Source organism: Methylophaga thiooxydans DMS010 (assembly GCF_000156355.1).
Lineage (GTDB): Bacteria > Pseudomonadota > Gammaproteobacteria > Nitrosococcales > Methylophagaceae > Methylophaga > Methylophaga thiooxydans.
In genome coordinates this window covers 19,189-36,723 of sequence record NZ_GG657895.1, presented here as the reverse complement: position 1 = coordinate 36,723, position 17,535 = coordinate 19,189, and the positions used below count along the sequence as shown (strand labels likewise).

Annotated in this window: 28 protein-coding genes; 27 read left to right on the top strand and 1 reads right to left on the bottom strand. The window is 48.2% G+C overall.

The window, feature by feature from the left end; translation table 11 throughout:
- Positions 1 to 51 precede the first annotated feature (51 nt).
- Entirely contained in the window at positions 52 to 336 is a 285-nt protein-coding gene (locus MDMS009_RS05735; RefSeq protein WP_043887910.1) for a hypothetical protein, read from the top strand.
- Here the strand turns inward: MDMS009_RS05735 and MDMS009_RS05730 are convergent, their stop codons facing one another.
- Entirely contained in the window at positions 337 to 789 is a 453-nt protein-coding gene (locus tag MDMS009_RS05730; protein ID WP_008290335.1) for a hypothetical protein, read from the bottom strand. It lies immediately after the preceding gene.
- A 15-nt stretch (positions 790 to 804) separates the two neighbouring features.
- Between MDMS009_RS05730 and MDMS009_RS05725 the strand changes: the two genes are divergently transcribed.
- The 26 genes from MDMS009_RS05725 to MDMS009_RS05605 all read left to right on the top strand — a co-directional run bounded on the left by MDMS009_RS05725 (position 805) and on the right by MDMS009_RS05605 (position 17,492).
- Positions 805 to 1,374 (top strand): hypothetical protein, encoded by a 570-nt coding sequence (locus tag MDMS009_RS05725; RefSeq protein WP_008290339.1) that lies wholly within the window; start codon positions 805 to 807, stop codon positions 1,372 to 1,374.
- Positions 1,367 to 3,535, top strand: a complete 2,169-nt coding sequence (locus MDMS009_RS05720; RefSeq protein WP_008290354.1) for a transposase domain-containing protein — start codon at positions 1,367 to 1,369, stop codon at positions 3,533 to 3,535. The genes MDMS009_RS05725 and MDMS009_RS05720 overlap by 8 nt, the downstream gene beginning before the upstream one ends.
- A 50-nt stretch (positions 3,536 to 3,585) precedes the next feature.
- Positions 3,586 to 4,350, top strand: a complete 765-nt coding sequence (locus MDMS009_RS05715) for an AAA family ATPase (protein ID WP_008290142.1) — start codon at positions 3,586 to 3,588, stop codon at positions 4,348 to 4,350.
- Complete coding sequence (locus tag MDMS009_RS05710; protein ID WP_008290358.1) at positions 4,347 to 4,958, top strand: hypothetical protein; 612 nt, start codon at positions 4,347 to 4,349, stop codon at positions 4,956 to 4,958. The genes MDMS009_RS05715 and MDMS009_RS05710 overlap by 4 nt, the downstream gene beginning before the upstream one ends.
- The gene (locus MDMS009_RS05705) at positions 4,958 to 5,179 is read left to right on the top strand and encodes a hypothetical protein (protein ID WP_008290147.1); all 222 of its coding nucleotides are present in this window, start codon (positions 4,958 to 4,960) and stop codon (positions 5,177 to 5,179) included. The genes MDMS009_RS05710 and MDMS009_RS05705 overlap by 1 nt, the downstream gene beginning before the upstream one ends.
- The gene (csrA, locus tag MDMS009_RS05700; protein WP_043887800.1) at positions 5,179 to 5,358 is read left to right on the top strand and encodes a carbon storage regulator CsrA; all 180 of its coding nucleotides are present in this window, start codon (positions 5,179 to 5,181) and stop codon (positions 5,356 to 5,358) included. Before MDMS009_RS05705 ends, csrA begins: the two co-directional genes overlap by 1 nt.
- The gene (locus tag MDMS009_RS05695) at positions 5,355 to 5,687 is read left to right on the top strand and encodes a hypothetical protein (protein WP_043887799.1); all 333 of its coding nucleotides are present in this window, start codon (positions 5,355 to 5,357) and stop codon (positions 5,685 to 5,687) included. The genes csrA and MDMS009_RS05695 overlap by 4 nt, the downstream gene beginning before the upstream one ends.
- A gap of 2 nt (positions 5,688 to 5,689) precedes the next feature.
- A complete protein-coding gene (locus MDMS009_RS05690; RefSeq protein WP_008290127.1) occupies positions 5,690 to 5,959 on the top strand; it encodes a hypothetical protein in 270 nt (89 codons plus the stop codon).
- 13 nt (positions 5,960 to 5,972) lie between these two features.
- Entirely contained in the window at positions 5,973 to 6,590 is a 618-nt protein-coding gene (locus MDMS009_RS05685; RefSeq protein WP_008290166.1) for a DUF3164 family protein, read from the top strand.
- A gap of 8 nt (positions 6,591 to 6,598) precedes the next feature.
- Complete coding sequence (locus MDMS009_RS05680) at positions 6,599 to 6,823, top strand: hypothetical protein (protein WP_008290122.1); 225 nt, start codon at positions 6,599 to 6,601, stop codon at positions 6,821 to 6,823.
- A 362-nt stretch (positions 6,824 to 7,185) separates the two neighbouring features.
- Positions 7,186 to 7,737 (top strand): HD domain-containing protein, encoded by a 552-nt coding sequence (locus tag MDMS009_RS05675; protein WP_237700449.1) that lies wholly within the window; start codon positions 7,186 to 7,188, stop codon positions 7,735 to 7,737.
- On the top strand, positions 7,734 to 8,342 hold the full coding sequence (locus tag MDMS009_RS05670; protein ID WP_008290338.1) for a regulatory protein GemA: 609 nt from the start codon (positions 7,734 to 7,736) through the stop codon (positions 8,340 to 8,342). Before MDMS009_RS05675 ends, MDMS009_RS05670 begins: the two co-directional genes overlap by 4 nt.
- A 16-nt stretch (positions 8,343 to 8,358) precedes the next feature.
- On the top strand, positions 8,359 to 8,733 hold the full coding sequence (locus MDMS009_RS05665; protein WP_008290342.1) for a hypothetical protein: 375 nt from the start codon (positions 8,359 to 8,361) through the stop codon (positions 8,731 to 8,733).
- A complete protein-coding gene (locus MDMS009_RS05660) occupies positions 8,733 to 9,641 on the top strand; it encodes an AAA family ATPase (protein ID WP_008290124.1) in 909 nt (302 codons plus the stop codon). Before MDMS009_RS05665 ends, MDMS009_RS05660 begins: the two co-directional genes overlap by 1 nt.
- 75 nt (positions 9,642 to 9,716) lie before the next feature.
- Positions 9,717 to 10,037 carry a hypothetical protein gene (locus MDMS009_RS05655; RefSeq protein ID WP_043887798.1) on the top strand — a complete coding sequence of 107 codons (321 nt, stop codon included), beginning with the start codon at positions 9,717 to 9,719 and terminating at the stop codon, positions 10,035 to 10,037.
- Positions 10,038 to 10,205: 168 nt separating this feature from the next.
- Positions 10,206 to 10,751 carry a glycoside hydrolase family 108 protein gene (locus tag MDMS009_RS05650; RefSeq protein WP_008290134.1) on the top strand — a complete coding sequence of 182 codons (546 nt, stop codon included), beginning with the start codon at positions 10,206 to 10,208 and terminating at the stop codon, positions 10,749 to 10,751.
- A complete protein-coding gene (locus tag MDMS009_RS05645; RefSeq protein ID WP_008290135.1) occupies positions 10,738 to 11,316 on the top strand; it encodes a 3TM-type holin in 579 nt (192 codons plus the stop codon). Before MDMS009_RS05650 ends, MDMS009_RS05645 begins: the two co-directional genes overlap by 14 nt.
- Before the next feature lie 2 nt (positions 11,317 to 11,318).
- Positions 11,319 to 11,546 carry a TraR/DksA family transcriptional regulator gene (locus MDMS009_RS05640; protein WP_081443580.1) on the top strand — a complete coding sequence of 76 codons (228 nt, stop codon included), beginning with the start codon at positions 11,319 to 11,321 and terminating at the stop codon, positions 11,544 to 11,546.
- Positions 11,547 to 11,882: a DUF2730 family protein gene (locus MDMS009_RS05635; protein WP_008290353.1), complete on the top strand. Its 336-nt coding sequence runs from the start codon at positions 11,547 to 11,549 to the stop codon at positions 11,880 to 11,882. It abuts the gene before it with no gap.
- The gene (locus MDMS009_RS05630) at positions 11,879 to 12,169 is read left to right on the top strand and encodes a VpaChn25_0724 family phage protein (RefSeq protein WP_008290323.1); all 291 of its coding nucleotides are present in this window, start codon (positions 11,879 to 11,881) and stop codon (positions 12,167 to 12,169) included. The genes MDMS009_RS05635 and MDMS009_RS05630 overlap by 4 nt, the downstream gene beginning before the upstream one ends.
- Positions 12,166 to 12,339 carry a hypothetical protein gene (locus MDMS009_RS16235; RefSeq protein WP_008290347.1) on the top strand — a complete coding sequence of 58 codons (174 nt, stop codon included), beginning with the start codon at positions 12,166 to 12,168 and terminating at the stop codon, positions 12,337 to 12,339. The genes MDMS009_RS05630 and MDMS009_RS16235 overlap by 4 nt, the downstream gene beginning before the upstream one ends.
- On the top strand, positions 12,339 to 12,887 hold the full coding sequence (locus tag MDMS009_RS05625) for a DUF3486 family protein (RefSeq protein ID WP_008290117.1): 549 nt from the start codon (positions 12,339 to 12,341) through the stop codon (positions 12,885 to 12,887). The genes MDMS009_RS16235 and MDMS009_RS05625 overlap by 1 nt, the downstream gene beginning before the upstream one ends.
- Positions 12,888 to 12,890: 3 nt before the next feature.
- Positions 12,891 to 14,417, top strand: coding sequence for a terminase large subunit domain-containing protein (locus MDMS009_RS05620; protein ID WP_008290169.1), 1,527 nt, complete (start codon positions 12,891 to 12,893; stop codon positions 14,415 to 14,417).
- 2 nt (positions 14,418 to 14,419) lie between these two features.
- A complete protein-coding gene (locus MDMS009_RS05615; protein ID WP_008290130.1) occupies positions 14,420 to 15,985 on the top strand; it encodes a DUF935 domain-containing protein in 1,566 nt (521 codons plus the stop codon).
- The gene (locus tag MDMS009_RS05610; protein WP_008290712.1) at positions 15,978 to 16,274 is read left to right on the top strand and encodes a Gp49 family protein; all 297 of its coding nucleotides are present in this window, start codon (positions 15,978 to 15,980) and stop codon (positions 16,272 to 16,274) included. Before MDMS009_RS05615 ends, MDMS009_RS05610 begins: the two co-directional genes overlap by 8 nt.
- On the top strand, positions 16,275 to 17,492 hold the full coding sequence (locus MDMS009_RS05605; protein WP_008290145.1) for a PBECR2 nuclease fold domain-containing protein: 1,218 nt from the start codon (positions 16,275 to 16,277) through the stop codon (positions 17,490 to 17,492).
- The last annotated feature ends 43 nt before the right edge of the window (positions 17,493 to 17,535 follow it).

The following is a 17,535-nucleotide window of genomic DNA, read 5'->3' as shown; positions in this document are numbered from 1 at the left end:
TTTTGTTTGCATTTATGTAAACGCTTATATATTTAATTACGGATTGTAACAATGAACTACAAGCAAATACATCAAGCATTGAAAGCCAAAGGTCTTTCTTGGTTAGTCGCTGGTGAAGTAATTGGTTGCACTCATCAGCATGTAATGAATGTTTGTGCAAGACGAGCGGAAAGTTTAAGAGTTGCACGATCAATATCCGTGCTAATCGAGAAAGATATTGCAGCAGTTTTTCCGGATATTCCCCGCTATCAGTCTGATGTAAAAACTGATCGCCAAGCCAAAATTGATCAAGCAAAAGCGCGTCTGGCAGAAGCCGGTCTTGCTGAGAGCGCCTAATCATGGTTGATAACTATCCGCATCAAGAGCACTTACATCCGCAAAAAGCACGCGCCCACAAAGCAGTTCAAACCAACGGCGATTCCAGTTCGGCGGCACAAGGTAAGTATCGGCTGGATGAGTGCGCTTCAACGTCGCAATCAAACTTTTTAGTTGATAAAGACGGAATGCCAGTTTCTCCTGGGTTTGGTGATCCAGATCGCCAATCTGCTTACAAAGCGTCGCGGATGAAGGCGGCAATACGTTTTCAACAACTTGCCAAGCAACAGTCTCAGCGAGTTGTGGAAGTTCCTCTGAATTGTCCGGTTCACGTATGTCCGATTTGTCAACTTTCAATGCTTTTAAAAAAGCTGATAGCTCGGATAAAAGCATGGTCGATGAAATGATGATGAATCCATCATTCTGCCCGTGTAAATACGCGGCACTGACGGGTGCTGGTCTGGTTGTTTTCACTTTGTTATCTCCTGTTTGGTTAAAACGCAGAACCAGCCTATCCCGTGCAGTACTGCCGCAACAATCAATAAATTTGGAAGTGGTGTTGTGATGAGAATTCCAAAAAGTAAGGTGGCTTGGAAACGCATCCAGCCGAACAATATAAAAGACGCGCTGCGGCTTAATAAAGAGTACGCCAGACAGTTCAAAAGGCTAACTGTTCCAGCTATCGCTGAACTGATGGCTGTCAGTGAAGACCGCTTATACAAATGGCTCTCTACTGGTGATATGCCAGTCAGTTTTATCCCGGCATATGAGCATATCTGTGAGATGGATTATGTCACCCAATATCTGGGTTACCGAAGTAACAAGCTGATGATTCAAATCCCCACAGGGAAAAAAGTGGATGAACTAGGTTTAGCCGAACTACAGCAGCTTTCTGCAGATGCAATGAGTTTGCTAATCAAGTTTTATCGTGAGGGTGAGTCGGTAGATATCCTTACTTCAGCGCTCACTCGACTGTTAGCTGGCGTGGCATACCACAGAGAAAATGTTATCTCTCAGAGTCAGCCAGGTCTAGATTTTGAGGGCGGTGAAGATGACTGAACAAAACAGGGAATGGTTCACAGCAACTGAATTAGCAAACAAACCAGGTCTTCCAAAGTACAAGCGTGGCGTTAATCAGCAGGCCTCAAAACAAGGCTGGAATACAAGGCAAGTAAAAGTAAGAGGTGGATCAGCAAATGAATACCACCTTTCCAGCCTGCCAGTAGAAACTCAGGCCGCGTTGATAAAACAACACCTGCCGACCCCAGTTAAGAGCAGCTCGGAAAGCACTGAATTTAGCTACGATCCTCAAGCATTATGGCAGCACTATGACAACAAGCCACAAAAACAAAAGGACGCAGCTCAGAACAAACTCAACCTGCTTTTGCAGGTCATGGCTCTGACAGAAAACGGTGGCGCCACACTTAAGAATGCCTTCTTACTGGTGGCTGATCAAAACGACATTAGTGAACGCACCATGCAAGGCTGGTATCACGGTACCAAGAGCAAGAAAGGGGTGAAATTCTATGCTCGTCAAGACTGGTTAGCCGCGCTGGTACCCGGCTTTGTTGGCCGAACGGTCACAGCAGATATGGATACTGAGGCTTGGGAATTTTACAAAGCCGATTACCTTCGCCTGGAGCAGCCAGAGTTCGAAGCCTGTTACTACCGACTACAACGTACTGCAGCCGAACAAGGCTGGAAAATCCCCAGCAAAAAAACACTGGAACGTCGCATCAAAGCCATACCGCTGGCAACCCGCGTTTATCTACGTGAAGGTGAAGCCGGTTTGATCAAACTGTTTCCTGCCCAACAGCGAACAGTCCAAGAGCTACATGCGCTTGAGTGGATCAATGGTGATGGCTACCAACACAACGTGTTTGTTCTATTGCCAAATGGCGATGTAACGCGCATGAAAACGTGGTTCTGGCAGGACGTCTACAGCCGCAAAATACTGGCTTACCGCGTCGATGAATCAGAAAACACCGACTCAATCCGAGCCAGTTTTGGCGATGTTGTGGATCAGTTCGGCATACCCGAACACGTCACTATTGATAACACCCGCGCTGCAGCCAATAAATGGATGACCGGTGGCGTTAAAAACCGCTATCGCTTCACCGTAAAAGAAGATGATCCACTCGGCCTATTCCCTACGCTCGGTATCAAAGTGCACTGGACATCAGTGATTGGCGGCAAAGGACACGGTCAGGCTAAACCTGTCGAACGTGCCTTTGGTGTTGGTGGTCTTGGTGAATATCTGGACAAGCATCCTAAGTTTGAAGGTGCCTATACCGGCCCAAACCCAATGGCCAAGCCAGAAAACTACGCCAAAAAAGCGGTACCCATTGAAACGTTCCTAGCAGTACTGGAACAAGAAATCATTGCTTGGAATGCCAAACCGGCTCGACGCACTGAAATCTGCAACGGCACAAAAAGTTTTGATCAAGCTTTCACCGAAAGCTATCAAACCGCCGTTATCAAAACAGCTAACCAAGAACAACGTCGCATGTGGCTGCTGATGGCTGAAGCCATCAAAGTGCAGAAAGATGGATCATTTAATCTTGATGCCGGATCAGCCACAGGACAAGGCAAAAACCGCTACCACGCGCCAGCGTTGCTCGACTTTGCAGGCCAGAAGATTACCGTTCGTTTTGACCCTCAAGCGCTGCATGAAATCGTCTATGCCTACACCTTAGATAATCGCTATATCGGTGAGGCGCAATGTATTGAAGCTACTGGGTTTGGTGATACTGAAGCGGCTCGAAGCTTCAACAAGCATCGCACTCGCTTTATCAAGGCCACCAAGCTGGCAGCGAAAGCCGAAGTCGCGATGGATGCAATGGAAGTGGCAAGTCGCCTGCCTTTGCAGCCACAGCCTGAAGTCGCCAACCCGAAAGTGGTCAGACCACTTCGCCCAGCGCCAGAACTAGGCCGACACATACCGCAGCCACAACTAACTGACGAACAAAAACAGGATCTGGCTACATTCCAAGCCGAGTTCCAACAGCCACAAGAGCCTGCAGCACAAATCATAAGAAATGATGACCCCAGAGCGCGCTACAAGCGTTGGGTCAATTTAGACCGTCGGTTGCGAGAAGGGAGTCAACTCTCAGCAGCTGATCAGAAATTCTGGGCGATGTACCAGAAAGGCGATGAGTTCCGCTTTATGAGCGAGTTCAGCGCTGACTTTGAGAGCTTCGACGAAACTGTCGAGGCATAAAAAAACAAACCCGCTGGCAGGCGGGTAAGTAAAACGTGATGAGGTAAATAATGACAACAAATCAAAACGTGGTCAACTTGGGAGACAGAGTCGAAGCCTCTGTCACCACGGCACCACTGAAAAACGTCATGCTCTGTACACGATTGCTGGAACAAGCGATGAATCGCCCAGCACATCTACCAGGTATGGTCACTTTCTTTGGCCCGAGTGGCTGGGGTAAATCGTTTGCTGCAGCTTATGCAGCGAATAAATACCGCGCTTACTACGTTGAATGCAAAAGCACCTGGACAAAAAAAGCGCTGCTCCTTTCCATTCTCAAAGAAATGGGCATCCAGCCAGATAAGACCAACTATGACATGGTCGAGCAAATCAGTCAGCAGCTGGCGCTGAGTGGTCTGCCGCTCATCATCGATGAGATGGATCACATCGTCGAAAAGAAAGCCGTCGAAGTAGTGCGTGACATTTATGAAGGATCAAACGCTGCCATCCTGCTGATCGGTGAAGAGAAGCTCCCGACCAAGCTGCTCAAGTGGGAACGGTTCCACAATCGAATGCTGGCTTGGCAAGGCGCTCAACCTGCCGATCTGGAAGACACACGACAACTGTCCCAACTTTACTGCCCGGACATCACCATTGCTGATGACCTGCTCGAACGCATCCAGCGTGAAAGCATGGGCGTCGCCCGTCGAATCTGCGTCAATCTCAACCAAGTTCAGCAAGCCGCCTACTCAGCTGGTACCGACCAAATCGACGTCAAACTCTGGGGTAACCGTCCCCTCTATACCGGCGACGCACCCAGGAGGAAGGTTAAATGACACAGCCTGTTCATATCACAAGAGCAAACGGCAAGCTGTCAGGTAGAGATGCCTGCTGGCAAGCCATACGTGAATTGAAAGTGTTTTCTTTACTTGACCTGGAAGCACACACCAGTGATCACAAACAGCTGAATGAAGTGAATCGCCGAACAGCCAGAACCTACGTGATAGGGCTGGAAGGTGCTGGCTATCTGGAACGCACCACCAAGCGCATGGGCGGTGCCATTGTCTGGAGGCTGACTCGTGATGTCGGTGTGAATGCACCTCGCGTCAACCGCAAAGGTGACCACGTCACTGGTGGCGAGAGCCGTGAACAGATGTGGCGAACCATGCGAATTCTGAGTGATTTCAGTTGGCGTGATTTGGTGGCATCAGCCTCTACGGAAGAAACACCTATCGAACCGAACACTGCCAAGGATTACATCACCTTTCTGGCTAAGGCGAATTATCTCAAAGAGATAATCCCAGCCAACCATGGTGGTGGTCTGGCGCGATACAAACTATTACCCGCGATGAATACCGGTCCAAAGCCGCCGATGATTCAACGCATTAAACAAGTCTTTGATCCCAATTTAAACAAGGTCGTATGGCCAAAGGATGGTGAGTAATGGATGAAGCGACAGTAGACGTAATTCAACAATTAATGGCATGGCACCAGAAACGAGTTGATGAATTGCAGCTGATAGTGGATCAAAAAGGTGCCTCTATCAAAATCGGTGAAGAGATTGAAATAACCGATCCGGAGGTGCTCAAAGGCGTTCATTTAGGCGTGAAGATTAGTTTGTCACTGCTTGGCAAGTTACCCATTTCATTAAAGGAAGGTGAGTAATGCTGATTTTAACAAGACGTGTGGGCGAAGCCCTGATTATCGGTGATGACGTTGTCGTGAATGTGCTTGGTACCAAAGGTAATCAAGTCCGGATCGGGGTTGAAGCCCCAAAAGATGTCTCTGTTCATCGTGAAGAAATTTATAACCGCATTCAGAAAGAAAAGGATGACAACAAATGAGCGACTGGAAACAAGTACTCAAAACCGAATGTGAGAAAACATCACAAGCCAAGGTGGCCGCTGTTCTCAGACAGAATGATGGCTTTCCTTCACCAACCGTGATTAACCAGGTCATCAAGAGTAAATACCCCGGCAGAACTGACCGACTGCAAGCACTCATTGAAGGCAAGTTTATGTCCGGCAGTGTGCAATGCCCGGTGGTTGGTGCTATCCCCAGCGACCAATGCATTGAATACCAAAGCCGCCCGTATGCAGCAACAAACCCGACACGCATTCAACTTTATAGAGCCTGCCGTGGCGGCTGTGAACACAGCAAAATTGGAGCCTAATCATGAACAAGAATTTGGGTAACGACATCATCAGCAAAAAAGTAGAAGACGTTCGCCACTGCTTAGCAGAACTAGCACGACGTGGCCTCACCATTACCGATATCAACATCGGTGAAGCCAGAAAGCCGACCATCACCATCGTCGGCTACAACGACAGTCCAGGTGGACTTAAGGGCGGCACAAAAACCCGCATTAAAACCGGCCTACGTCGTCTCGAAACCTACGCCACAGAAGTCAGCGGCTGCCAGGTGCAGTGGAAAGTTGTGGCTTAAACAGGAGTAACCCATGAATACAGCTATCAATACAGAGCAACACAAGGTGAACGCACAAGGTCACCTTGTACCCATTAGCAAAATCAAACAAATCGATCTGGATCGTGATGATCTTATCGAAGAACTGTTTGGTAAGGCCGAGTTGCTGCGAGAGCAGATGGTCGCCTTCAAAGCTCAGGCGATGAATGACGTTTATGCCTTCGTCGAGCTTGTTGCAGAAAAATACGATGCCAAGCTCGGTGGCAAAAAAGGCAATATCAGCCTCACCAGCTATGACGGTAAACGCCAGATTCGCATTCAAATGGCCGAGCTGTTGCACTTCGATGAGCGTGCTGAAGCAGCTAAATCCCTGATTGATGAATGCATTCAAGAATGGTCAGAAGGCAGCAACGACAATATCAAAGCCCTGGTCGATCACGCCTTCAAAACCAACACTGAAGGCCAGCTTAGTGCTGCCCGAATCCTCGGACTGCTGCGGCTGGAGATTGACGATCACAAATGGAAGCAAGCCATGGAGGCGCTGAAAGATTCGATGCAAATCACTGGCTCCAGCGCCTATGTGCGTTTCTATTACCGCCCGACCACCGAGAGCAAGTTTCAGAATCTGGCTCTCGATATGGCTGCTCTGTGAGGTCTTCTATGGAAATGATTGTATTCGAAGACAGGGGCCAGGACTTTCTGGAGTGGGACATCGATGAAGATGGCGTCGTTGTTGATTCAAGACCATTTCAGGCTGGTATCTGGAGTGGCACGTTTGTATCAGACATAAAAGTTGGTGAGCGACCAACCGTCACCAGTCCCCGTGATGGGGTTCAACGACAGTTGAAGTATCGCGTCATCGATATTCAGCCTAAATCCGCTTAACCAACGGCGCGTCAGCAGACAGGTGGTGCCAGCAAAAAACTAACAGACTGCAGCTGAGACGGTGGGTTTTATAACCTTTCTCCCCGCCGGGCAACGCCGACTGATCCACGAGACGGATTACTTAGCCCCTTCGTTGGGGTTAAGGCAGTGAAAAATCCGGGAGATGATATGGATGAATTAAGGAACCCAATCTGTTTTGCACGTTGCATCTGGCGGTCGCTTAGTCGTGGTCGGTATATATCTGGTCACAAGTACAAAACAGCAAAAGAGGTTACACCGGAAAACATTCATATCCTCCGCTGTAAACATTGTGGCCATAACTCCATTGCATGGAGCTGGGGATCGTTAGAGGAATCCAAATAATGAACATGAAAGAAGCAAGCGAGATGCGACCAGACATACTCACTATCAGTGGTGAATACTTTAACTTTATGTGTCCTGAAGAGTCTGAGTTCGACATTTACGTTGCCGCTCATGGCCTATCAAACATTTGCCGCTTCGCTGGCCACACTAATAAGTTCTACAGCGTAGCCCAACATTCGGTTTATGTGTCTGAAATTGTACCGCCTGAAATGGCTTTGCACGGACTGCTGCATGATGCCGCAGAGGCGTTTGTTGGTGATGTGGCCAGACCACTGAAAAACCTCTTGCCCGATTATCGTGAAATAGAGAAGCGTGTTGAAAAAGCCGTGTTAGGCCGTTTTGGGTTAGACGCTGAGATGCCTGCAGAAGTGAAGCACGCAGACTTGGTCTTGTTAGCCACAGAGCAGCGTGACTTGATGGCACCACACGATGATGAATGGCCGTTAATTAAAGATATTGAGCCATTAAAAAAAGCCATTGAACCAGTGTCTCCCAGCACAGCGTTTTTAATGTTTGTTGGCCGTTATCTACAAATCGTGGGGCAGCTATGAGTTCAAGACAAAAGCTAATCCAGCTTGTTCATATCGGCGCTAGCCGCTTGTTTAAGGACGAAGAAGCTCGTCGCACATGGCAAGGAGACCATACCGGTGAACGTTCGTGCAGCAAGATGACGGACAAAGAATTGAAACATTTAGTCAATTTGCTACGTGATGCCAAAGCGATTAAACCACCTAAACGCGCAGGCAGAAAGCCATTCAATCGCAGCCCGTATATGGCAAAAATTGAAGCCTTACTGACCGATATGCAACTCAGTTGGGAATACGCTGAAACCATAGCCTGGCACGTCACCGGTGGTAAAGGCCATGCAACAACAGGCCGTCCTGGTATTGAACGTCTGGAGTGGGTGCACAAGCGTCAGCAGTTTGAAGCGATCATTGCCGCGTTATATCAGGAACAGAAAAAACGCAGCCTGCTGCAAACCGTTGAGTACCTACTGGATGCCATGAACCTGAGCGAAAGCTATGTCGAGAAGCTGGTAGCAGGCCGTGCGAATGCCAGCAAGTGGCGTCGTAATGTGCCGCTACTCAATGCCATCGTCGATCACCTTAATGACAAAGTCGCGTTTGAACGTGCCACTCAAGTAGCGCTGCCATAAGCAAGGTACCGAGCCAGTGAATTTACCTGATTATTTACCACCTGTAGCCAGAGAGATAGCCGATGTGATCGGTCTTGATGGACTGTTGCGTCTGGTGAAACAGTTCGGTGGTGTCACTATTCGAGTGCCGGGGCAAGGTGACCTAAAGCAAGTGCTTAGTCCAGATCAATACAAACAGTTCGTGCATACCTTCCGTAATGAGAAAATCGCCATCCCCAAGCTTCAAGCAAGGCTATACCAAGTGGATCTGGCAGAGACAAGCCGTCTGCTTGATCAAGGCTTTACCAAAGCAGAAGTCGCCCGGACACAAAAAATTACTGAACGCGCTGTCTACAAACGCCAGGCTAAACAGCGTCAACTTGAAAATGACAAACAACAGGATCTCTTTTAATGTTCGATTTTATCAATCCACTCACAACTGATGACTTCAACGATAGTGTTGAGTTTTTATACCCTAATTTTTTGCCTAAAAAACAAATCACTATGATCTATGCCGATGGCGGCATGGGTAAAAGCTGGTTGCTTTTCGGGCTGGCAAAATATGCCACTGAACACAACAGTGGTAGTGAGCAAGGCGCGATGAATGTGCTGTACATCGATGTCGATAACCCCATCAGTGTGCTGAAAGAGCGTGGCATCGAACATAAACTGATCGAAGCCTGCCCGAATCTAACCTACTCGCACCGCAGTAAGTTCAATGGTGAGCCACTCGAACTGCTGGATGAGCTTGAAAACAGAGCCTATGGCAACGCGTTTAAAAACATGCTGCTGATGCTGGACAGTCTCAGAGACTTTGGTGATATCAATAATGACCTGACAGCCATGCGGATCGGCAACAAGCTGAAAAAGATACGTGACGCCGGTGCCACCATTATTGTGTTGCATCACTCCACCAAGAACGGCAGCAACTATCAAGGATCAAACAACCTACGTAACAGCGTCGATAATATGTACCGTCTTATCAAAGCGGACTCGCCCGAAGGTGAAATTCGCTGGCTGCTCGAAGTTAAAAAAGAACGTGCTGCCATTGCCAATATCGCACTAAGAATAGAAGTGGCAGATCTGTTTTTAACCGAACTGGATCTCGACGAAGTCACACTCAACGATGAAGAAAGAGCGTTTATCGACAAGGTAAAAACCGTGCTGAAGGAGCAAGGTAGTTTGAATAAAACCAAGCTACTGGACGCCTGCGGTCACAAAAAAGATGATAAAACCGCCCGTGATAGACTAGATCGCTTTGACCGTATTCACTGGCAATCTGAGAAAATAAAAGGTGCTTACACCTATAGTTTGGTTTAACAACCACTACAACGCGAACAACCTATCTGCTAAGTTGTAGCGGTTGTATCGGTTGTTGATAAAAGGAACTTAAAAATGAAAAAACTCGCTTTTTGTATCTATGCGCTACTACTTTCTTCATCAGTTTTTGCAGCCGATGACTCACTCTTCCAGCCATGGTGTGATGCTTTCACTGCTCAGGGTATGGTGAGTTTGGCAGCGAATCGCATTTATGGCAGCCCCAGTACATTGAATGATGAGCAGTATGAGTCGCGTAGTAACTGGGTAAATAATAGCTACCGAATGGCAGCTGAGAGATTTGCAGCCCGTTCCGGGCAGAGTTTTGAAAAAGTAGATATGGATGCAATGTCAAACGGTTGGGTTCAACGGTGTCAGCTGAAAGACCAAGTCCAATGAATCTTATAGGTAAATTTCCAGCTTGGTTATAACTTCCAGCCAGTCTGAAAAAAATAACTCAAGATTGCCCAGACTTCTAAAACCTGCTTAACTAAATTGTAGTAACACCCCAGCGCCCTGAACTCATTCAGGGCGTTTTTGTTTGTGCCAGAAAGCATCATGCAACCCATGGACACAAACAAAACCTACCCAGAACTTTTCCTCAAAGCAGTCAATCATGTCTTGAAGATTGAAGGCGGCTATGTGGATGATCCAAACGATGCCGGTGGCGAAACCAACTACGGCATCAGCAAGCGTCAATACCCCCATCTTAATATCAGACTGCTGACATTAGATGATGCCATTGCACTCTATTTCCGTGACTACTGGCAAGCCTATGGCTGTGGCGATTTGCCACCAGTCATTGGTTGTTTCTTGTTTGACTCGGTAGTAAACCACCGGCCCAAAACAGCAATCAAATTCCTTCAATGCGCTTATCGCGTGGAAGTAGATGGTGTGATCGGTGATGAAACGCTTGGCGCTATCAGACGTTTCGCTAATAACGAAGACTACCTTACTAACAAGCTCACTCTCAGCCTTGCCTATCGGGCTGACTTCTATCATGACCTCGCCGTTGAAAACCCATCACAAGAACGCTTCATTATGGGCTGGATGCGCCGTCTGTTTGTGTTGCAGCAATTTATCAATACAGAGGTGACTCATGGAGCCGATTAGCATTGCTTTAGGATTAGCGCAATTCGTGCCGGGGCTAACCCGGCTTTTAATGGGGGATAGGGCTGGTAACGTCGCTGATAAGGTTGTTAAAGCAGCCAATGCAGTAACGGGCGCAGGTAACGCTGATGAAGCCTTAGCCAAAATAAAGCATGATCCAGAGCTTCAACTAAAACTGCAAAAAGAAATGAACGTTATCGTTCTCGCCGAACTAGAAGCCGAGAACAAGCAGTTGGCCACCATCAACGCCACCATGCGAACCGAGTACACCTCTGGCGATTCATTCGTCCGTCGCTGGAGACCTTTCTTCGGTTACACCATTGCCGTGACATGGTTTGTACAAATGTCTGCTTTGGGCATTGTGATCGTTATTTCACCGAATGACGCTCCTGCTGTTATCAATGCCATGGTCAACCTATCTGGTATGTGGGCAATCGCGCTTGCTGTGCTGGGTGTCTCAGTGAAAAAGCGTTCTGATGATAAACAAGTGTCAGCCGGACAAACGCCACCTCCGGGCGTATTTCAGAATCTATCTACTCTTTTAAGCCGTAACAAGGAAAGTAAATAAGCATGGTGGACGTGTTCGACCGCGCCCAGGAGCGCGAACAAAAAGACAGGGATATCGCGATTCAGACGGTGCTTCGAAGTAGCAGAGAAACAGAACAACCTGATGAAGAAAACGGTATTCGCTATTGCTTGGATTGTGGTGAGCCGATTCCAAATAAAAGACTGGAAGCAAGACCAGACGCGGTGCGCTGTGTGGACTGTCAAAACATTAAGGCTAAGCGGGAGCGATAAATGGAATTAGATTACACCGCATACAGGTTTTGGTTTGATGTGTTTCTGGCTTTTTTGTTTGCAGGTAATTGGGTTTACACCTGGCTAATCAATCGCCATCGCGTGAATAAAACAGAGATTAAAGAAGTGAGCCAGCAGATAGTTAAAGTAGTTAGCCGAATGGATATCGTTGAAGAGCGAATGAATGGTGCACCAACGCATACCGACCTTAGCAATATCTACAATCGCATGAATGGAATGAGTGAAAACATCAGCGAAATGACTGGCTCTTTGAAAGCCATGACAACCCAGCTAACGCTAATCAATGACTATCTGTTACGAGGAGATAAGCGGTGAGCTTTAATCAAATACTCACAGAATCTATTCGTCTTGCCTTATTGCAGGCATTGGAGCAAGACCCTGGCTACTCGCATAACGAAAACATCTTGCAAATGATTTTGGCCAGTGTTGGTCATGATGTGTCTGCTGATCGTGTTCGTACCGAATTGCGCTGGCTGGAAGAGCAAGGTCTGCTGGCGATTACAACGGTTGGTGAATTGTTGATTGCCAAGGTGACTCAGCGTGGCGTCGATGTTGCGCTGGGGCGGAGCCGAATTGATGGTATTGGGAGAGCGCGACCATGATTAGAAAATTAAAGAACTGGCTGTTACAGCAAGATATAAAGAGCTTCGGCAAAGAAGTGTTAAAGAGTGTGGTTATTTTTTGCTACATCATTGCCGCTGGTTATTTCTTTGGTGTTGGGATGTCACATTCTTATTCACCCATCACCATCAGCGTAGAGACGACTGAATAATGGCTCGCGCCTCATCCATTGAGCAATTGCCAGCCGATATTCTGGAGCAGCTGCAAACCCTGTTGCGAGATCCGCGAGTCTCACAACTGGATGCCACAGCACAAATCAATGCCATCCTTGAACAGCTCGGCACTGATGATCGCGTCAGCAAGTCTGCGGTCAATCGATATGCCGTCAAGATGAAAGATGTCGGAGCCAAACTACAGCAATCACGCGAACTGGCCAGCATGTGGATCGGCAAGCTGGGCGCTGCACCGCAAGGCCAGGTTGGTAAGTTAGTCAATGAAATCATCCGCACGATGGCGTTTGATTCAGCAATGCATATGGCTGAAGGTGATACCCCTGTAGAGCCAAAAATGCTGGCTCAATTGGCACTCGCTGTTCAGCGACTGGAGTCAGCGGCCAATATGAATGAAGAGCGAGAGAAAGCCATCAGAGCCGAAGCCGCTAACGAAGCTGCAGCGACAGCTGAAAAGTCTATGGTCAGCCAAGGCATGAGCCAAAAAGCAATTGATTCAATCAAGACAGAAATACTGGGGCTGGGTTAAGCGATGGGCGCTGCTTTAGCCATATACAAAGATTACGATCCGAATGATGTCCTGCTGCCATATCAAAAGAACTGGATGGCAGATGACAGTATTCTTAAGCTTGCTGAAAAGTCACGACGTACAGGTTTAACTTGGGCTGAAGCAGCCGATCAAGTATTAGCCGCCTCATCGTCAAAGGCTGCGGGCGGTACCAACTGCTACTACGTTGGTTCTAATAAAGAGATGGCCGTAGAGTTTATTGATGCTTGTTCGATGTGGGCTAAGTCATTCAATAAGGCTGCCTCAGCCATTGAAGAGGAAATCTTTGAAGATGAAGACAAAGATATTCTCACCTTCACTATTCGCTTTGCCAGCGGCTTTAAGATTCAGGCACTCAGCTCACGACCCAGCAATATGCGTGGTCGTCAGGGTAATGTCTGCATTGATGAGGCGGCATTCCATGATGCACTTGATGAGCTTTTAAAAGCTGCGTTAGCTCTGACGATGTGGGGCAGCAAAATTCGAATCATCTCTACGCATAATGGCGTAGAAAACCTGTTCAATGAACTCATCGAAGACAGTCGATCTGGAAAAAAAGATTACAGCGTTCATCGAATCACACTGGATGATGCGTGTGAAATGGGTCTCTATAAACGCATCTGCCAAATTCAGAAAATTCAATGGACACAAGAAGGCGAAGACGAATGGAAAGCTGGGCTTCGTAAAAATACTGCCAGTACCGAAGATGCCGAAGAAGAATATGACTGCGTCCCCAAACAAGGCGGTGGCACCTATATCAGCCGCGCCCTACGTGAGTCCCGCATGCATGATGTGCCGGTGCTGCGCTATTCCGGTACCGCCGAGTTCAACCTGTGGCCAGAGCATCTTCGCCAGGCAGAAATGCTGGCCTGGTGTGAGGTTAATTTAAAGCCGCTTTTAGACCAGTTAAATCCCAATTTACGCCACGTTTTAGGCGAAGATTTTGGTCGCTCCGGTGACTTAACCGTGCTGACACCGATGACCATCAGTCAGCAGCTCAGGCGCGTAGTGCCATTTATGGTTGAACTGCACAACGTGCCGTTCAAGCAGCAAGAGCAGGTGCTGTTTTATATCTGTGATCGTTTGCCTCGATTCAGTGCGGCCAAGCTGGATGCCCGTGGTAATGGTCAGTATCTGGCAGAGCAAGCCAAGTACCGCTATGGCGTCAATGTGGTCGAAGAAGTGATGCTTAGCCAAAGCTGGTACCTGGATAATATGCCCAAGTTCAAAGCTGCGTTTGAGGACGACACCATTCTTATCCCGCGTGATGCCGATGTCGCAGACGATATCGGTGCGCTGCAAGTGATTAAAGGTGTACCGAAATTGCCCGATGGTAAAACCGATGCTGCCAAAAGCCGACACGGTGACGCAGCGATTAGTTTGGTCATGGCGCATGCTGCCAGCTTTGATTTGGCTTCACCGATTGAGTGGACAGCAGCCCCCAGCAAAACCGAACGCGACAACCCCGACAACGACTACAGCAGCCTGATGCAAAAAGGCGGTGGATGGTAACAATGGAACAAGTAAGAACAAGTCAAATCGTAGATGCCGCTGGTAAGCCAGTACAGGTGCGAGAAGCACTGAGTGAAGAGCAAACATCCAAGCTCGGCTTTATCAGTAAAGAGTTTGAGAACCATCCTTCAGGTGGTTTAACACCACGCAAGTTAGCCAGCATTCTGCAAGCAGCTGAACAAGGCAATCTGGTCGAACAGGCCGACCTGTTTGAAGATATGGAAGAAAAAGATGCCCATGTCTTTGCGGAAATGAGTAAGCGAAAACGGGCGTTGATGGGTGTCGATTGGGATGTGGTCGCACCGCGTAATGCCGATAAAAAAGAAGAAGCGCTTGCCGAAGAGGTCAAAGAGTGGCTGCTTGACATGGAAGACTTCGAAGATCACCTTTTCGATATCGGTGATGCGATTGGCAAAGGCTATTCGATGCTGGAACTCGGTTGGCATAAGCTGGGTAAAACGCTGTTACCAACGCTAGAGCATCAATCAGCACGCCTATTTACCATCGATGAAAATGATCGCAAAAAGATTCTGCTGCGTAACAGTGGTGGCAGAGGTGATGAATTGTGGCCGTTTGGCTGGGTAACGCATGTTCATAAAGCCAAGTCTGGCAGCATTGCCCGTGGCGGTTTGCATCGTATCCTCGCATGGCCATACCTGTTTAAAAACTACAGCATTCGGGATCTGGCCGAGTTTCTGGAAGTCTATGGCATACCAATGCGACTCGGCACTTACCCCAGCGGTGCCAGTGATGAAGAAAAAAATACCTTGCTTCGCGCCGTCATTGGTATCGGCCACAGTGCTGCAGGCATCATGCCCGATGGTATGGATGTCGATTTTAAAGAGGCCGCCAAGGGAGCCAGCGACCCATACCAGTTTATGATCAACTGGTGCGAGTCGGTTCAGTCTAAAGCGATTCTCGGTGGCACCTTAACCAGTACGGCACAAAATACCGGTCTGGGTTCTAACCTGGGTGATATCCATAATGAAGTGCGTCATGATCTGCTGGTCAGTGACGTGCGGCAAATTGCTGGCACCTTAAACCGTGACCTACTTTGGCCAATGGTTGCACTCAATATTCCCGGTGCCGATCCACGCCGTGGCCCACGTATCAAGTTCATCTCTGAGGAAGGTGAAGAACTTAACGAACGCGCCGAACGCGATAAGCTTTTGTTCGATATGGGCTACCGGCTTAACCAAGAAAAACTGACGGAGATCTATGGTGAAGGCTATGAACCGGTTCCAACTAACACCCCTGAACAAAATGATGCTGCACGCCCGAATGCCGCCGCTACCGCTGCAGCCAAAGCCGGTGATAATGAAACAGAGTTAGATGGTGTTGTGAATCAACTGGCAACACAAGCACAGTCACCGTTAGACGACCTTTATAACCGTATTAAATCCTTATTAGAGGAAGTGGATGATAACGGTGGCACGCTAGAAGACTTTCAGGATCGCCTGGTCGAAGCATTCGGTTTTCTTGACCCGGAAGAACTTGCTGACGTGATTCAAATGGCGCTGGCCACCGCTGAGCTGGCTGGGCGTTATGAGGTGTCTGAAAATGACTGAAATAGAAAATGAAATTCAAAAGAAAGAACTTAACGCTCCAAGGTTAACTCCAGATATGCTTCAGGCTGTAATCAAGTCAGAGCAGTATCACGTATTTGAAGGAAGCCAATTAACTGTCTGCTGCTTAACTTTACAAAATGGCTTTACTGTAACAGGTGAATCAGCTTGCGCTAGTCCAGAAAACTTCGACGCTGAAATAGGTGAGAAGATAGCCTATGAGAATGCCAAAAATAAAATCTGGCAACTGGAAGGTTATCTGCTGAAGCAAAAATTGCATGAAGCTGGCTAAATGAACATCAATTACGGCTCCATGCCTTTCAATAAAGCGGTTGATGCGTTTCGTGACAAGCTGAACCTGCCGACGGCATCCTGGACAGATATCTATGAGGGCCAGCATGCCCGTGCCTTTGTCATTGCCGGGGCGATGAAAGAAGACCTGCTTAACGATTTTCGTTCATCAATGGACAAAGTGATTACTGAAGGCATGAGCCTGAAGGACTTTCGCAAAGACTTTGATCAGATAGTCAGCAAGCACGGCTGGGGCTATAACGGTGGTCGCAACTGGCGCAGCCGGGTTATCTACGAGACCAATCTGTATCAAAGCCATAACGCTGGTCGATATGCCCAGATGCAGCAAGTCAAACACACTCGACCATTCTGGCAGTACATACACAATGATGCTGTCGAGCATCCACGGCCAGAGCATGTAGCCTGGGACGGATTAATCCTTGATGCCGACGACCCATTCTGGCAGACCCATTACCCCCAGAACGGCTGGGGTTGCAAGTGTCGGGTCAGAACACTCAGCAAACGCGATATGGATAAGCTCGGTAAAACTGGCCCGGATAACGCTCCTGCAGTAGAACTGGAAGATAAAGTGGTCGGTGTCCGAGGCCCGTCGCCTCGTACCGTAAGCGTACCCAAAGGTGTTGATCCGGGCTTCGCCTATAATCCAGGCAGAGCCGCTTTTGGTGAGCAGCTGGCTGATGATGTGATGGCGCAATACACAAAAACACGCACTCAGTGGACAACGCTCACACCACAAGGCTGGGCTGAAGCTGGCAGAGAACAACAGATACCTTTCACCAAGTCGCCGGTGAAGTTGGGATCACGCTTAAATAAAAAAGCAGAAGTATATGAGCAGCTGCAAAAACAAGTGGGTGAAGAGAAACTCTACACCCCCGGAGGCTTACCGTTTCTGCTCAACAGCAAGGCATTATCAGAACATATTGATCCCGCCCGTGCTGAGTTCCTGCCGTTACTGGACGACTTGCTGACCAATCCTTATGAAGTCTGGTTATCGTTCCAGCAACACAACGGCACTGGCAAAGTGGTGCTGCGCTCTCGCATTGTCAAAGCCTACGATATCGGTAAAGGCCGGTACCTGGTCGCGGTGGCCAATGTGAGAAAGGGGTTACTGGAAAGCTGGACGTTTATCCCGACATCACGCCGTAATTACCTGAACAGTCAGCGTAAGGGGTATCTGGTGTATGGGGATGAAGAATGATGGGGCCACTTTTCCTGACGCACCAGGTTGGCGGGTTTTTGAT

Excerpts from the sequence above, each read along its gene's own strand:
- MDMS009_RS05735 (WP_043887910.1), top strand. The coding sequence starts at position 52 with ATGAACTACAAGCAAATACATCAAGCATTGAAAGCCAAAGGTCTTTCT.
- MDMS009_RS05720 (WP_008290354.1), top strand. The coding sequence starts at position 1,367 with ATGACTGAACAAAACAGGGAATGGTTCACAGCAACTGAATTAGCAAAC.
- MDMS009_RS05715 (WP_008290142.1), top strand. The coding sequence starts at position 3,586 with ATGACAACAAATCAAAACGTGGTCAACTTGGGAGACAGAGTCGAAGCC.
- MDMS009_RS05710 (WP_008290358.1), top strand. The coding sequence starts at position 4,347 with ATGACACAGCCTGTTCATATCACAAGAGCAAACGGCAAGCTGTCAGGT.
- MDMS009_RS05705 (WP_008290147.1), top strand. The coding sequence starts at position 4,958 with ATGGATGAAGCGACAGTAGACGTAATTCAACAATTAATGGCATGGCAC.
- csrA (WP_043887800.1), top strand. The coding sequence starts at position 5,179 with ATGCTGATTTTAACAAGACGTGTGGGCGAAGCCCTGATTATCGGTGAT.
- MDMS009_RS05695 (WP_043887799.1), top strand. The coding sequence starts at position 5,355 with ATGAGCGACTGGAAACAAGTACTCAAAACCGAATGTGAGAAAACATCA.
- MDMS009_RS05690 (WP_008290127.1), top strand. The coding sequence starts at position 5,690 with ATGAACAAGAATTTGGGTAACGACATCATCAGCAAAAAAGTAGAAGAC.
- MDMS009_RS05685 (WP_008290166.1), top strand. The coding sequence starts at position 5,973 with ATGAATACAGCTATCAATACAGAGCAACACAAGGTGAACGCACAAGGT.
- MDMS009_RS05680 (WP_008290122.1), top strand. The coding sequence starts at position 6,599 with ATGGAAATGATTGTATTCGAAGACAGGGGCCAGGACTTTCTGGAGTGG.
- MDMS009_RS05675 (WP_237700449.1), top strand. The coding sequence starts at position 7,186 with ATGAACATGAAAGAAGCAAGCGAGATGCGACCAGACATACTCACTATC.
- MDMS009_RS05670 (WP_008290338.1), top strand. The coding sequence starts at position 7,734 with ATGAGTTCAAGACAAAAGCTAATCCAGCTTGTTCATATCGGCGCTAGC.
- MDMS009_RS05660 (WP_008290124.1), top strand. The coding sequence starts at position 8,733 with ATGTTCGATTTTATCAATCCACTCACAACTGATGACTTCAACGATAGT.
- MDMS009_RS05655 (WP_043887798.1), top strand. The coding sequence starts at position 9,717 with ATGAAAAAACTCGCTTTTTGTATCTATGCGCTACTACTTTCTTCATCA.
- MDMS009_RS05650 (WP_008290134.1), top strand. The coding sequence starts at position 10,206 with ATGGACACAAACAAAACCTACCCAGAACTTTTCCTCAAAGCAGTCAAT.
- MDMS009_RS05645 (WP_008290135.1), top strand. The coding sequence starts at position 10,738 with ATGGAGCCGATTAGCATTGCTTTAGGATTAGCGCAATTCGTGCCGGGG.
- MDMS009_RS05640 (WP_081443580.1), top strand. The coding sequence starts at position 11,319 with ATGGTGGACGTGTTCGACCGCGCCCAGGAGCGCGAACAAAAAGACAGG.
- MDMS009_RS05635 (WP_008290353.1), top strand. The coding sequence starts at position 11,547 with ATGGAATTAGATTACACCGCATACAGGTTTTGGTTTGATGTGTTTCTG.
- MDMS009_RS16235 (WP_008290347.1), top strand. The coding sequence starts at position 12,166 with ATGATTAGAAAATTAAAGAACTGGCTGTTACAGCAAGATATAAAGAGC.
- MDMS009_RS05625 (WP_008290117.1), top strand. The coding sequence starts at position 12,339 with ATGGCTCGCGCCTCATCCATTGAGCAATTGCCAGCCGATATTCTGGAG.
- MDMS009_RS05620 (WP_008290169.1), top strand. The coding sequence starts at position 12,891 with ATGGGCGCTGCTTTAGCCATATACAAAGATTACGATCCGAATGATGTC.
- MDMS009_RS05615 (WP_008290130.1), top strand. The coding sequence starts at position 14,420 with ATGGAACAAGTAAGAACAAGTCAAATCGTAGATGCCGCTGGTAAGCCA.
- MDMS009_RS05610 (WP_008290712.1), top strand. The coding sequence starts at position 15,978 with ATGACTGAAATAGAAAATGAAATTCAAAAGAAAGAACTTAACGCTCCA.
- MDMS009_RS05605 (WP_008290145.1), top strand. The coding sequence starts at position 16,275 with ATGAACATCAATTACGGCTCCATGCCTTTCAATAAAGCGGTTGATGCG.